The 14,453-nt window shown below is 42.6% G+C and carries 11 protein-coding genes; 10 read left to right on the top strand and 1 reads right to left on the bottom strand.

Annotation, left to right across the window (positions count from 1 at the left end):
* The first annotated feature begins 40 nt into the window (after positions 1-40).
* The 5 genes from X939_RS0104270 to pgl all read left to right on the top strand — a co-directional run bounded on the left by X939_RS0104270 (position 41) and on the right by pgl (position 6,026).
* The gene (locus tag X939_RS0104270) at positions 41-1,315 is read left to right on the top strand and encodes an alpha/beta hydrolase family protein (RefSeq protein WP_025762030.1); all 1,275 of its coding nucleotides are present in this window, start codon (positions 41-43) and stop codon (positions 1,313-1,315) included.
* A gap of 85 nt (positions 1,316-1,400) precedes the next feature.
* Positions 1,401-2,153, top strand: a complete 753-nt coding sequence (locus X939_RS22050) for a DUF547 domain-containing protein (protein ID WP_131694664.1) — start codon at positions 1,401-1,403, stop codon at positions 2,151-2,153.
* A 205-nt stretch (positions 2,154-2,358) separates the two neighbouring features.
* Positions 2,359-3,771, top strand: coding sequence for an NADP-dependent phosphogluconate dehydrogenase (gene gnd / locus X939_RS0104260; protein ID WP_025762028.1), 1,413 nt, complete (start codon positions 2,359-2,361; stop codon positions 3,769-3,771).
* A gap of 13 nt (positions 3,772-3,784) precedes the next feature.
* Complete coding sequence (gene zwf / locus X939_RS0104255) at positions 3,785-5,296, top strand: glucose-6-phosphate dehydrogenase (protein ID WP_025762027.1); 1,512 nt, start codon at positions 3,785-3,787, stop codon at positions 5,294-5,296.
* A gap of 1 nt (position 5,297) precedes the next feature.
* Positions 5,298-6,026 (top strand): 6-phosphogluconolactonase, encoded by a 729-nt coding sequence (pgl, locus tag X939_RS0104250; RefSeq protein WP_025762026.1) that lies wholly within the window; start codon positions 5,298-5,300, stop codon positions 6,024-6,026.
* An 88-nt stretch (positions 6,027-6,114) separates the two neighbouring features.
* Here pgl and X939_RS0104245 read toward each other — a convergent pair whose 3' ends face one another.
* Positions 6,115-6,531, bottom strand: a complete 417-nt coding sequence (locus tag X939_RS0104245; RefSeq protein ID WP_025762025.1) for a response regulator — start codon at positions 6,529-6,531, stop codon at positions 6,115-6,117.
* A gap of 777 nt (positions 6,532-7,308) precedes the next feature.
* Here X939_RS0104245 and rpoN point away from each other — a divergent pair.
* From rpoN to X939_RS0104220, 5 genes are all read left to right on the top strand, one after another.
* Positions 7,309-8,751 (top strand): RNA polymerase factor sigma-54, encoded by a 1,443-nt coding sequence (rpoN, locus tag X939_RS0104240; RefSeq protein ID WP_025762024.1) that lies wholly within the window; start codon positions 7,309-7,311, stop codon positions 8,749-8,751.
* Between the two features lie 23 nt (positions 8,752-8,774).
* The gene (locus tag X939_RS0104235) at positions 8,775-10,241 is read left to right on the top strand and encodes a sigma-54-dependent transcriptional regulator (protein WP_025762023.1); all 1,467 of its coding nucleotides are present in this window, start codon (positions 8,775-8,777) and stop codon (positions 10,239-10,241) included.
* 59 nt (positions 10,242-10,300) lie between these two features.
* Positions 10,301-11,782 carry a sensor histidine kinase gene (locus X939_RS22890; RefSeq protein WP_025762022.1) on the top strand — a complete coding sequence of 494 codons (1,482 nt, stop codon included), beginning with the start codon at positions 10,301-10,303 and terminating at the stop codon, positions 11,780-11,782.
* A gap of 77 nt (positions 11,783-11,859) precedes the next feature.
* Positions 11,860-13,284 carry a hybrid sensor histidine kinase/response regulator gene (locus X939_RS0104225; RefSeq protein ID WP_025762021.1) on the top strand — a complete coding sequence of 475 codons (1,425 nt, stop codon included), beginning with the start codon at positions 11,860-11,862 and terminating at the stop codon, positions 13,282-13,284.
* A gap of 169 nt (positions 13,285-13,453) precedes the next feature.
* On the top strand, positions 13,454-14,386 hold the full coding sequence (locus tag X939_RS0104220) for a mechanosensitive ion channel family protein (RefSeq protein WP_044198480.1): 933 nt from the start codon (positions 13,454-13,456) through the stop codon (positions 14,384-14,386).
* Positions 14,387-14,453 lie beyond the last annotated feature (67 nt).

Below are 14,453 nucleotides of genomic sequence, written 5' to 3'. Positions count from 1 at the left end.
TTCTATAGTATAAACGAGGACTTAGTTGACTTTATAAACTATGAAAAAAACTATCCTTGTATTCTTAATAGCATTTTGGGCAGTTGGCCTGGGCTACGCTCAACGTGTAGGTGAACCGTCCCAGTCCTATATATTGCCGGAAGTTCTGGAGAAAATTGATGGAAGTCCAGTGACCAATGCACAGATGTGGACGAGCGAAAGAAGGCCTGAGATTCTACAATTGTTCCGGGAGGAAGTTTACGGAATAACACCTTCTCAAACATTGCCATTAACTTTTATCAACAAAGGGGAGGAACCGGATGCGCTGAACGGTACTGCCACCAGAAAGCAAATTCGAATTCAATTTGGTAAGGATCCAGACCAGTATATCGATTTATTGCTCTATCTACCCAATCATCTTCAAGGTCCGGTTCCTGTTTTTCTGGGGCTGAATTTTGCGGGTAATCAGACGATCCATCCTGACCCTTCCATTATGATCACCGAAAAATGGATGCCTGCCTGGAAGGATCCGGGCATTGTCAACCACCGCTCCAATGAAGTTAGCAGGGGTACCAGGATCCGAAGATGGCCCGTAGACTCCATTCTCAGGAGAGGCTATGGATTAGCCACTTTCTATTATGGAGATGTGTTTCCCGATAAGGCCCAAGGGGCTTCTTCCAGTATTCAAATGCTATTTAACAGCCAGGAAAATCAGAAGTCAGGATCAGAATGGGGAGCTATTGGAGCCTGGGCCTGGGGGCTGAGCCGGGCTATGGATTATCTGATTACTGACCCGACGGTGGCTTCGGACAAGGTTGTGGTAATGGGCCATTCCAGATTGGGTAAGGCATCCTTGTGGGCAGGAGCTCAGGATCAGCGTTTTGCAATGGTTATAAGTAATGATTCTGGGGAAGGGGGAGCCGCTCTTTCTCGCAGGAAGTATGGAGAAAGGATAAAGGATTTGAACAAAAATTTTCCTCATTGGTTTGCTGCTAATTTTAAAAATTACGACGAGAAGGAACAGCAGATGCCCGTGGATTTTCATATGCTTCTGTCCTTAATTGCTCCCCGACCCCTCTATGTGGCCAGTGCCAGTGAAGATCAGTGGGCCGATCCCGAAGGAGAGTATTTATCAGCTCGCAATGCGGTACCAGTATATGAACTCTTGGGGCATAAGGTCAAACTTGGAAATATGCCTCCTCGGGCGATGAATCCGATAGGTCTACCCGGGAAAATCGGTTATCATATGCGCCATGGGAAACATGACATACTTGCATACGATTGGGAGCAGTTTTTAAATTTTGCCGATTATCACTTTGGGAAAAGCACTAATTAACCTTGCTGTAAGAACCTCCCAGCGACTTTTGGGGTTGGTAAGGGGTAGAAATGATGTATAAAACATTTTAACTCCTACCGTTCTTGTGAATATCCGTTACTTTTTACTAAAATTCTTAATCCTTCTCTATTGCTCGGGGCATGGTACAGTGCTTATGGGGCAAAATCTGCTAAGAGATTCAGAAGAGCTCCTCATGGCAGTTAAAATGGAGTTGCCGGTCAACGATTTAGTAGCGCGGTTTGAGGGAGTGGATGCTGACCTTTTAGAAGAGCAGCTGATTATGGATGATGACAGAAAGGTTTTCTGGATAAATGTCTATAATGCGTTCTTTCAGATTCTGGCGAGGGAGGGCCTTGTTGCCCCCGCCATTTTTACCGAGAAAAACTTTACCATAGCCTCGGTGCCTTTAAGTTTGGATGAGGTAGAGCATGGGATACTACGACGATATAGAGCTAAATGGAGTAGGGGTTATTTGCCCAGATTTTGTGTAGCTCCCTTGATAAAAAAATGGGCAGTGGATACCTTGGACTACCGTATTCATTTTGCATTAAACTGCGGGGCCAAAAGTTGTCCCCCAATTGGATTTTATACCCAAAACAAAATTGACCAGCAACTGGATATTGCTATGCTGACATTTTTGAAGTCAGAAACCTCGATAAATTTGGAAAACAAGACGGTAAGAACCAGTCGATTACTACAGTGGTATCGCCATGATTTTAAGGGCAGACGGGGTATTCTACGGCTATTATCGTCGGTATTAGAAAAAGATTTAACCGGGTATCGTCTCAGCTATTCCGATTATGACTGGACCCAGCAATTGGCTAACTATCGACCCTGAGAGATGTTGGTTCGTTTATGACGGGCCGGTGGAAAGTCTGGGGGATGTAATTGTATTTTAGTGCGAAAAAATAAGCTCTATTGAAGGTGGCTGTTTCCGGGATTCAAATAATGGTGTAATTATACGTTCCGCACTTTTTTACATTTCAATTTACCAGTGAAAATCACAATATTGCAATTCTTTTTAATTTGACACAATCTGGATTATGACAAATAGATTATTTGACTTTGGAATGATTGGCCTCGGCGTGATGGGGCGGAACTTACTTCTGAACATGGCGGATCATGGATTCTCTGTGATCGGTTTCGATAAGGATCAGTCCAAGAATGAAGCATTAGAGCAATCGGCAACTCCGGGAACCACGGTAAAAGGCGTTCAGGACCTGGAAGAAATGATCAGCCTTTTGCAAACTCCGAGGAAGATCATGATGTTGGTGCCAGCGGGCAAGCCTGTAGATGACGTAATCGAATCATTGCTACCATTATTAGATAAAAATGATGTAATCATTGATGGTGGAAACTCGCATCATACCGATACCCTGCGTAGAGTTGAATATTTGCAAGGCAAACAAATCCAATTTATGGGCATGGGCGTTTCTGGTGGTGAGCAAGGTGCCCGGTTTGGTCCGAGCATGATGCCAGGTGGGAATGCGGAAGCCTACGAGTTGGTGAAGCCTATGTTAGAAGCTATTGCAGCTAAGGTACAGGGGGTTCCTTGCGTTGACTATTTGGGAAAAAAGGGAGCTGGACATTATGTGAAGATGGTCCATAATGGAATCGAATACGCCATCATGCAAATGATAAGCGAAAGCTATTCCCTGCTAAAACATGGAGGACTTGATAACACGCAGCTTCACGAGGTATTTAAAGAATGGAACGATGGAAAGTTGCAGTCTTTTTTAGTGGAAATTACAGCGGAAATCTTCACGCAAAAAGACGATAAAGGTCCAGGTTATCTTATTGATGTGATTTCGGATAAAGCGGGTAGTAAGGGGACAGGAAAATGGACATCCCAAGATGCTATGGAGTTGCCAGTGGCTGTTCCTGCGATAGATTCGGCAGTGGCTATGCGTACCATCTCCAGCTATAAAGATGAGAGAAAGTTAGCCTCGACCCTTTATCCCGATCCATACAAATCTTCCCCAGCCTCCACGCAGGAGTGGATAAGTCATGTTCATGATGCCTTGTTATTTGGTACAATCCTTAGCTACGCACAAGGGTTGGCTATGCTCGCGCAAGCTTCAATTGAAATGGAAATGGACATTCCCTTACCAAAAGTTGTAAATGTATGGCGTGGTGGTTGTATCATTCGCTCTACCTTGTTGGAAGTATTTTCTAAGGCCTATGCTAAGGATGCTGCCTTGCCCAATATTCTATTGAATCCGGAGCTCGCAGAAATGGTGAACTCGGCTGTTGTAAATACCCGTAAGGTGGTGTCTCAAGCGGCTCTGTCAGGAATATCTACAAGTGCACTCATGGCTTCCCTGGCGTATTTCGACTCTTACCGTTCTGAGAAAATGCCTACCAATCTGGTTCAGGCACAACGCGATTTTTTTGGCGCACATACCTATCAACGTCTTGATATTTCAGGTTCCTTCCATACCGAATGGGGAAAATAAATAAATGAAGAATATGCAAAGTAATAAACGCCCAGGACCTACCATATTGTTTATATTTGGCGGTAGTGGCGACCTCAACTATAGGAAATTAACGCCTGCGTTATATAATTTATTTCTGGACGATTGGATGCCCGATCGTTTTGCTATTGCCGGGATAGGCCGTAGCCCATTTTCTGACGAGGCCTATCGGGAACACCTTTTGGAAGGTATCACCCAGTTTTCCCGCAGAAAGGGCAAGCAGAATGGGCAATGGAAAGAATTTAAGGAGCATGTATGCTATTTACAGATGGACGGCGATAATGCTGCTTCTTACCACCTGATTACCGACCTGGTGAAAGAAAAGGAATTGCAGTGGGGCGTGCATCCCAATGTGGTGTTCTATCTGGCGGTAGCCCCACAACTCGTTCCCTCGATAGCTTCCAAGTTGGGCGAACTGAAGATTTGCTCCGATACGAGCAGCACCCGGATTGTGGTGGAAAAGCCTTTTGGACACGATCTGAAAAGTGCTCATGAGCTTAACGAGTTGCTGACTAGCATGTTTGCTGAAGAGCAAATTTTTAGAATCGATCATTATTTAGGGAAGGAAACCGTCCAAAATATTTTAGCTCTGCGATTTGCTAATGCATTATTTGAGCCCTTATGGAATAGGAATTATATAGACCATATCCAGATTACGGCGGCAGAAAGCGTGGGTCTGGAAGGTCGTGGAGGATACTTCGAACACTCTGGTGCATTGCGCGACATGGTTCAGAATCACATCCTGCAGATTCTCTGCATGATCGCGATGGAGGCACCCGTTTCCTTTGAGGCCAATGAGATAAGAAACAAGAAAGTAGACGTGCTCAATGCCATACGTCGGATCAGAAACGAGCAGGTACACGATTTTGCGGTAAGAGGTCAGTATGGACCGGGATGGAAAAAAGGAGAACAGGTAGTAGGGTATCGCGAAGAAAAGGGCGTAAATCCCCAGTCAGCTATAGAAACTTTTGCTGCGGCGAAATTCTATATCGACAATTGGCGCTGGCAAGGTGTACCCTTTTATGTGCGAACAGGTAAGTTTCTTAATCAAAAGGATACTCATATCACAATCCAGTTCAAACCGGCGCCACATTACGCTTTCCCAGCAGAATCTGCAGACAGCTGGAGGTCCAATCGGCTGACTATAAGTATCCAACCAAATATGGACATTAGCGTGCGTTTTCAGGTGAAGCGACCGGGGCAAAGTATGAACCTCGATCCGGTTGACATGAAATTTGGATACGAAGAGTCGGGCGGAGAACATGCTCCAGAGGCTTATGAAACCCTATTGCTCGATGTGATGGAAGGCGACGCAACTCTATTTATGAGAGCCGACCAAGTAGAAGCCGCCTGGAAAGTAATCATGCCTATTCTGGACACCTGGGCTATTCGCAAGCCAGAGGATTTTCCTAATTATGCTCCTGACTCCTGGGGGCCAGATGATGCCGATGCGCTGTTGGCACGAGACGGACATAGTTGGATAAACACGGTACAAACCAAGGCGTAAGATGAAAATGAATATTTTTGAAAATGTAACAGAGCTAAATGAGGCTTTGGCTCAAAAGATAGCTGTAACGATTAAGGAAGTTGTTAAAGAAAAGGATATATTCACCATCGTTCTGTCTGGAGGAAGTACTCCAAAGCAGCTATTTCAGCTTTTGGCTCAAGAGCCATACCTAAGTGATATCCCTTGGTCTAAACTTCATTTTTTCTGGGGTGACGAGCGTTTTGTCCCGTATCAAGATGACCGTAACAATGCCAGCATGGCGTATGACGAACTTTTAAGTCATGTCCCCATCGTGCCGGAGCAGGTGCACCGAATGAAAACAGAACTTTCTCCAGCCGAGGCAGTTGCCGATTATACTTCGATTTTGGAACGTTATTTCGGTGCTTCAGGGCCTACCTTTGACCTGGTGCTTCTCGGCATGGGGGACGACGGCCATACGCTCTCGTTATTTCCTGGTACAGCCGTTATTCATGAGCAAAACGCTTGGGTTCAGGCTTTCTTTCTGATGGCACAGGATATGTATAGAATTACCCTCACCGCTCCGATAGTTAATAGAGCTCAGATGGTTGTATTTGCTTTGGCGGGAGCTGGAAAAGCACCCGCTCTGAAACAGGTTCTTGAAGGAGAAACTCAGTTAGATCTCTTTCCCTCCCAAATTATTGCTCCCGAAAATGGAAATCTCTTCTGGTATGTTGATCAACAGGCGGCCAGTGAACTTACTCTGCAATGAGATACTTAAATGAGATGTTATAAAAAAACAGCCCTGACTTCTATTCAGGGCTGTTTTTTTATATGTGATTTTAATCTACGGTCTTTTCTCAGTCGTCCTCGCAGTGGATAGTTAACCAAAACTTACAAATGGCATGCAAAAGATTTTTTAATCCCTCAAAACTGGAAGGCTTAATTAAGTAAGAATTAGCGCCTAGCTCGTAGGCAGTATAAATATCATCGGGCGCATTTGAGGTACTGAAAATGATAATTGGAATATGATCCCAGGCCTTCCTTGATCGCAATTGCTTAAGTACCTCCCTGCCATCACGTTTAGGCATATTCAGATCCAATAGTAATAAGGCCGGAAAGGCAGAAGTATCTATTTCTTCCAAATAGTCTAAAAGGGTCTCCCCATCCTCAAAAAAAACTAACGGATTTTTAATATTATTATCTTCCAAAGCAGCCTGGACTAAAAATCGATCATCGGCATCATCATCTGCCATTAATATCTGCCGGTGGTTCATAAATAGGGGCTCTACCGTTCTTTAGAAATTTGAAAATTATCTTCTGTCACCAACAAAGATATAAAATTATGTGACGATTTATTTTTAATTGCCCATACAGTTTGAATTGGGCATATTTCAGACTGCGTTTAGAAGCACAGGGATTTTTATTTTTCAAGCCTGGTCTTGGAATTTGAAAAATGTCTCTATAAGTATAACCAAAGTTATTTATAACTTATATAGAAAAAATTAGATTTTCAACCCAAAAAACATACCAGAAAGGCAAATATTTATCCTATGGCAAGTAATTTGATAAGAATAGAACAAAAGCGAAGGGGTATAACCTTAAGTAAGCTATGGTTTAACTAGGTTACAGGCAATATGCCAGGAATGATCACTGGACCCCATTTCAAGCAAACTACCATAGTGGGGCAGAGTATTTAATGGGAAGAACCCATATATCTTTGACTAACTGTCAGTTACAAATACGGAAGTAAACGTGGATTGAAATAATGAAAATGATTTCAATAAAAGTCAGCAGATGTCAGGGCTGAAGTGATGCGCAAAGGGAGAACGATTGAAACGGGGAAAACTGACTGAATTTATGGTCAACTGTGGAAAAATATTCCCAGTATTTTTAATTAACAGGCTCTAAGATTTATTTGGTAAGCGAAAGAGTTGTAAATTTATAATAACATCCATTACAGGCCTCCTCCTTCTCATAGCAGGATTTTATAGATAGACGGCCTGTAATATACTTAATTAGAATAGAAAAATTAACTATCCAATAAGTTGTTTATGCAAAGACAGACGCAAACGCAAAAACAGACATTAAAGTATTCTCCCCTGCAAATACAGATGTTGAATCTGCTTCATTTAACGACTATGGAGTTGGAGCAGCGGATAAAAGAAGAATTAGAGGAAAACCCTATCTTGGAGGAAGGGAAGGAAGAAACGGTTACAGAAGATTCGGTCGAAGATTTTGACCCGGATTTAAAGAAGGGCGAAGATGATACCCCAGCTGTTCAGGATTATTACGACTGGGACGAATTTAGAGACGATGATATTCCTGATTATAAAACCTATGCGAATAATCAGTCGGCGGATAATGAATTGTATACCAGGCCCATGGTGGATTTTGTTTCCTTTCGGGACGATTTAAAACAGCAGGTGCATTTCTTGAAGTTGGATGAAAGACAGCAGCTTATAGCCGATTTTGTCCTAGATTCATTGGATGAGGATGGATTTCTCCGTAGGTCATGTGACATCATTGCTGACGATATTTCATTTGCCAATAGTTTGTTTATAGATACCGAGGAAGTGGAGGCGATGCTTCGGGTGATTCAGCAGCTTGAACCCGCTGGTATTGCCGCCTGCGACTTACGGGAGTGCTTACTTTTGCAGATGGCACGAATTGAAATTCAGAATCAGACTTGGCATCATGCCCACAAGATTTTATCTGATTGTTTCGATGAATTGGGTTCGCGTAATTATGACAAGATTATGCGTGTGCTTGGTTTGGAAGAGGAGGATTTAAAAAAGGCATTGCAGTTAATTACTACCTTAAACCCAAAGCCGGCTTCAGGCCTTAGGAACGATTCTTTAGTCAACGAAAGCATTAAACCGGATTTTATGCTCTGGTATGGAGATAACGATGACATAGAGGTTCAGTTGACATGGGGGAACAGCCCTGCACTCCGGTTAAACAAAGTATTTACTGAAATGGCCGATCAAAAAAAGGATAAGGCTACCAATCAGTTTATAAAGACCAAAATGAATTCTGCAAAATGGTTTATTGACGCCATCAAGCAACGCGAAAATACCATGCTAAGCACCTTGAAAGCCATTGTCAAACTCCAATTTGAATACTTTCAGAGTGGTGATGTGAAAAAGCTGAGACCGATGATTTTAAAAGATGTGGCGGAAATCATTGATATGGACATTTCTACTGTATCCAGAGTTACCACCAACAAATATGTACAGACTCCGTTTGGTATAGTACTATTGAAGGATCTGTTTACCGAAGGGGTAACCAACGATGATGGCACTGAAGTATCCAATAGAGAGATTCAGGAGGCCATTCGGGAGATCGTGGAAGTAGAAGATAAACGACACCCGTACAATGATCAGCAATTGACTGATATGCTAGCAGAAAAGGGCTACTCGGTGGCCCGCAGAACAGTAGCTAAATACCGGGAACAATTGAATATTCCCACCGCCCGACTTAGGGTAACTATATAATCACTATACTTTACTTAACCTTCATGAAAAAAATAGTAGTAGTCGACGATGAACCAGATATTTGTTTCTTACTCAAACGTTTCCTTTCCCGAAACAATTTTCTTGTAGAAACTGCCCATAATGGTAAGGAAGGGCTGGCATTGATCGAAAAAATTGAACCGGATTTGGTGATGACAGATTTTAGGCTAGGCGACATCACCGGGACGGAGTTACTCACCACCATAAAGGCCAAAAATCCGCATATGCCCGTTCTGGTCATTACAGGATATTCCGACATTAAGATTGCAGTTAATGTAATGAAGCTTGGCGCCTACGACTACATAACAAAGCCATTATTCCCCGATGAAATTCTGGTGACCGTCAATAAAGCCTTGGCGGATATGGAAAATGAGACCGAGGATTCCGAGGGAGAAACATCTGGCTCGACCGGGGCTAAACCTTCGGAAAAGAGGGGACGAAAGGCATCTACCCGTTCTAAGCCAGGATTTATCATGGGGGACAGCGAGGTTTCCGATAACTTATATAAGCAAGTCGATTTGGTGGCACCGACCAATTTTAGTGTGATCATTTACGGCGAAAGCGGATCTGGTAAGGAAGCAATAGCGCATGAAATACATAATAGATCCAAGCGAAGAGACATGCCCTTTGTGGCTATGGACTGTGGAGCGATTTCTAAGGAATTAGCAGGAAGTGAACTGTTTGGACATGAAAAGGGATCCTTTACCGGTGCCCTACAGACCAAAATCGGTCATTTCGAACTGGCTAATGGCGGGACATTATTTCTAGATGAGGTTTCCAACCTTTCCTATGAAATTCAGGTGGCTTTATTGAGAGTAGTGCAAGAAAGAAAAATGCGCCGGATTGGAGGCTCAAAAGAAATTGATCTGGATGTAAGGATTATTGTAGCGAGCAACGAAAGATTACTGGAATCTGCCAAGAATGGGAAATTCAGGGAGGATCTTTATTATCGATTCAACGAGTTCACTATTGAAGTGCCTGCTCTCCGGAATAGAAAAGATGATTTAATGCAGTTCGCAGAAGGCTTTCTTCAGACCACCAATAAGGAACTCGAAAAATCCGTTAAAGGGTTTTCCAATGACGTCCGGGAAGATTTTCTAAATTATTCTTGGCCTGGTAACTTACGTGAGCTACGCAATGTAATCAAAAGGGCTACATTACTTTCGGATGGTGATATTATTGAAGAAAAGAGTCTGCCCTTTGAAATTGTGAATTATAAAAAAATTCAGGTGCTGGAGGATGATCAAGTTCGCCCCACTTATTTAGAGGCTTCTGCGCCGAGCATTCGACCCGAAGAGCCTGTAGAAGATCCAGATAGCAAACCTAGCCTAAAGACTGTGGCCAGTGAGGCAGAGTACGACATGATAATGCAGGTGTTAAGGGATGTTAATTTCAACAAAAGTAAGGCCGCCAGACTGCTTAATATTGATCGGAAAACCCTTTATAATAAGATGAAGCAGTTTGATATCTAAATACATTGCTGGTCTGAGCAATGGAGTAATAACAATTTTACAGAAAATAAAGTACCGACGTGACAAGCACTAATTTTCCTAACTACTTACTTCAAAGTATTCACCGGGCCCCTCAGGGATATCTTGTTTTTGAGAGGGAATCACCGGATAGTCCAGAATGGCTCTGCGTATATGCCAATGAAAAAGCTGAGAAGTTGTGGGGGATTAGTTCACTGCTTGGACTAAGTTATCAGATACTCTTCCCCGAGGAATATCGGAGGAATACCTGGTATGATGGTCTTGAATATAGGTTTCAATTCCCTGCTTCCGGTTATATTGGTGCTATTTCGGGGCCTAATGAATCGGAAGGGCATCTAACTGTATGGGTTCGGGACATTTCGGCCAGTCATTCAGAAAATCTGTTGCGCCATTATATGCCCGCAGTAACACGCCAGGCGGAGCAGTCGATGCTGTTCGGGGGTTGGGCTTGGAACCTGGACAACGACGCCATGGAGTGGACCGACGGCCTATATAACCTCCTGGGTTATTCCAGTGCCAACTCATTTCCGGAAGCCAGTAAAGCCTTTCTACTGAAGCACGTGCATCAGGATGATCAGGAAACGGTAGGGAGACTTTTAAATCAAATTGCCGATTTTGATGCGGACTATGTCTTGGAGTTTAGAATATGTAATCAGGCAGGAGAGGAGCAGTTGCTCTATCTGAAAGGATATAATCTTCAGAACTCTTATACCAAACAGGGAGTTTCAATTGCCACCATTTTCAATATCTCCGCGTTGCGGGATATGCAGGGAGAGCTAGAAAGAAAAGTGAAAGATCTGAATCAGTCTAATGCCGATTTGGAGCAATTTGCCTATATAGCCTCCCACGACTTACAAGAACCACTGAGAAAAATCGTCTCCTTTGGCGAGCGATTAAAAGTGTATACGGGAGAGGAAGCAGACAAGGAGCAACAGTTTTATCTGGAACGAATACTGAATGCAACTCGTCGAATGCAGGAGATGATCAATAATTTACTGGAGTTTTCAAGAGTTTCCAGTGCTGTAGAGGCACATATATCGACAGACCTTAACAAGATCGTAAGAAATACCTTAAGCGATCTGGAGCTTCTGATACAGGAAAAAGGGGCAGATATACAGTATGATCAGCTCCCCATTTTAGAAGCCAATCCTTCTCAAATGTCTCAGCTTATTACCAACCTGATCAATAATGCTCTGAAGTTTTCGAAGGTTGACGTGCCTGTGAAAATTTCTATCCGATCCACCGTAGTACCTCCCCAAAGGTTGGATTTACTTAAGTTAAAAAGATCGCAACGTTATTTCAGTTTGATATTTGAGGATAATGGAATCGGTTTCGAAGATAGCAATGCCGATAAAATCTTTACCATTTTTAAACGCCTTAGAGGAAGGTCAGAATATGAAGGGTCCGGAATAGGGCTGTCAATCTGTAAAAAAGTGGTGGAGCGTCACCATGGACTCATCTTGGCACATGGGCAACCAGGTGTTGGGGCAACATTCGAAGTGATATTGCCTGAGGTTCAATAAACTTTCATAAATTAATTTCAAAGGGTGTTCACGGCCCATATCGTGCTTAATCTCCTATACAATTCTTGCCCCTTGCTATGCGGAAACTTGTTAAAGTGTTACTGGTAGATGATGATGAAGACGATTATTATTTAACCAGAGAGTATTTAACCGAACAGGCCAATTGGGAGTTTGACATCACTTGGTCTTCTACATTCCAGGATGCCGAGCATCAATTAAACCATCATAAGTTTGATCTTTTCCTTTTTGATTACCTCCTGGGAGAATATACCGGAATTGATCTGATCAACCATGCCCAGAGGGTTGGCTGTGATCAGCCCATAATCCTGTTAACGGGAAGGGGAGATGCAAAAATTGCGATTGAAGCCCTCCGATTAGGGGCTGCCGATTTTTTGGTCAAAAACGAACTAGATGCCGAAAAATTAGAACGTTGTATCCGGTATGCTTTGGAACGGACTGCCGTACTCTCGGCCCTTAAACTTAGTGAACGTAGATACCGTCGGATTTTCGAAGAGTCAAATGATTTTCTCTTTATTTCAGATTTACGAGGTAATATTAAGGACTGTAATCCTGCAGCCTGCAATCTTACAGGACTGACTACAACGCAGCTGAAAGCTTTAAACATTCATGATTTGATAGCCGAGCCGGAGTTCTCTGCTCTTTGGGTCAGCATCACCGATCAGGTTTTGGAAGATAAGGAAGTTACGCTGCGGGTAGATGCCGATACAGAAAAAAAGTCCTGCCTGTTTTCCGCATCCCTAGAATATAATGGGGATCAGCCTTATGTGCAGGGAAGGGTTCACGACCTGACCGCAAGAAAACAAATGGAACGGGAAAAGCTTTTTGCTGAAAAAATGGCTCTGACGGGTAGATTGGTTCGTATGTTAGCTCATGAGGTGAGAAACCCTCTGACCAATGTCAATCTTTCTGCAGAACAGTTGGAGATGGAGCTGGATAATGAAGAACAAAAGTTCTATACACAGATTATTAAAAGAAATTGCACGCGTATCAATGATCTTATTAGTCAACTCCTGCAGCCCAGCAATACGATGGATATTAATCTGATTCCATCGTCAATTCATCAGGTGCTGGAGGAAGCGCTGGCTACGGCTCATGATAGGTTAACGCTCAAACGAATAGAGTTAGAAAATAATTTTTATGAGCAGGATGTTGTACTTCCTATCGATAAGGTATCCCTGCAAATGGCGTTTCTGAATTTAATAACCAATGCTATAGAAGCTATGGAAGAAGACAAGGGTGTTTTGAAAATTCAAACCAGGATTCAAAATGGAAATTTTCAGATCCTATTTGTCGATAACGGTTCAGGAATTAGTGAGGAAAATCTGGAAAAAATATTTGAACCTTACTTTACCAAGAAGAAGAATGGCATGGGTATAGGACTGGCCACAACGCTCAATATCATTCATGCGCACAGAGGACGATTGGATGTGAGATCGAAGTTAGGCTCAGGCACGACCTTCCTGATAACCTTCGATATTTGATATAACTTCAAAAGATCAGGCAAAATTATATCTACCTTCATTTATTCATTCATGCTCTGCCTATCGTGACTGTAAAGCTTTGGTGCTAAGTATATTTTGTATAAGATATGGGAAATATTTTGTCTTGTGAACTATATTTGTCTGGAGTCACTACTAACTTTATAACCGTATGCTAGGATATCAACTCTTACTTCTTTCACTTATTGACTTTCAGGAAGGTTATCGGTTAGTCGAAAAGAAGATAAATTTGTGGTTGCATGAATTGGTACGGATGATTCCAAATCTTTTTCTTTCGGCTATCCTCCTCGTATTGGGACTTATAGTAGCCAAATGGTTAAGAAAGATGACAGAGGTGTTATTCTTGAAGATATCACCTAATCGAACACTAGCCAATTTATTTGCTTCGATCTTGCAGATCTTCTTCATTGGCATCACCTTATTTACAGTCCTAAGCATTCTTAAACTCGATAAAGCGGTAACTTCCATACTCGCAGGGGCTGGAATCGTGGGATTGGCTTTGGCTTTCGCTTTTCAGGATATTGCTGCCAACTTTATTTCTGGCATCTTCATCTCATTCCGGAGACCTTTTCATATAGGTAATATTGTTAAAATAGGAGGATACATGGGTAAGGTTGAAGAGGTGAATTTGCGCGATACCATAGTCTTAACTTTTCAAGGGCAAATGGTAATTATTCCCAATAAGGAAGTGTTTCAGAACCCCATAGAGAATTACTCCTTACTGGGCAAGCGACGTATGGATCTGTCAATAGGTGTGTCTTATGGAGAAGACCTAAGAAGAGTGATGGAAATTACCCTTGATGCCGTGAAAAATATTGAAGGACTGGTAACACCTCAAGATACGAGTATGTTCTATCAGGAGTTTGGTGATAGCTCCATTAACTTTACCCTGCGCCTTTGGGTTCGTTCTCCCGAGCAACTCGCATATTTGCAAGCTGGCAGCGAAGCCATTATTCGAATTAAGGAAGCATATGATCAGCATGATATCATGATACCATTCCCCATTCGTACCATCGATTTCGGTATTAAAGGCGGAACCCCTTTATCAGAAATGCCCCTTAATTTTCCTGGGGACGATCGATAATAATGGATCTGAAAATTTATTAAATCATTGGAGTGAGGCTTAAGAAAGAGTTTGAAAAAAAATTGAT

The sequence above is a fragment of the Dyadobacter tibetensis Y620-1 genome (assembly GCF_000566685.1).
Lineage (GTDB): Bacteria > Bacteroidota > Bacteroidia > Cytophagales > Spirosomataceae > Dyadobacter > Dyadobacter tibetensis.
Note: the sequence above shows the minus strand (reverse complement) of the source record. Positions and strands in the feature narration are given on the sequence as shown.

Coding starts and splice junctions, on each gene's coding strand:
- X939_RS0104245 (WP_025762025.1), bottom strand. CDS start 6,531: ATGAACCACCGGCAGATATTAATGGCAGATGATGATGCCGATGATCGA.
- X939_RS0104270 (WP_025762030.1), top strand. CDS start 41: ATGAAAAAAACTATCCTTGTATTCTTAATAGCATTTTGGGCAGTTGGC.
- X939_RS0104220 (WP_044198480.1), top strand. CDS start 13,454: ATGCTAGGATATCAACTCTTACTTCTTTCACTTATTGACTTTCAGGAA.
- zwf (WP_025762027.1), top strand. CDS start 3,785: ATGCAAAGTAATAAACGCCCAGGACCTACCATATTGTTTATATTTGGC.
- rpoN (WP_025762024.1), top strand. CDS start 7,309: ATGCAAAGACAGACGCAAACGCAAAAACAGACATTAAAGTATTCTCCC.
- pgl (WP_025762026.1), top strand. CDS start 5,298: ATGAAAATGAATATTTTTGAAAATGTAACAGAGCTAAATGAGGCTTTG.
- X939_RS0104225 (WP_025762021.1), top strand. CDS start 11,860: ATGCGGAAACTTGTTAAAGTGTTACTGGTAGATGATGATGAAGACGAT.
- X939_RS0104235 (WP_025762023.1), top strand. CDS start 8,775: ATGAAAAAAATAGTAGTAGTCGACGATGAACCAGATATTTGTTTCTTA.
- gnd (WP_025762028.1), top strand. CDS start 2,359: ATGACAAATAGATTATTTGACTTTGGAATGATTGGCCTCGGCGTGATG.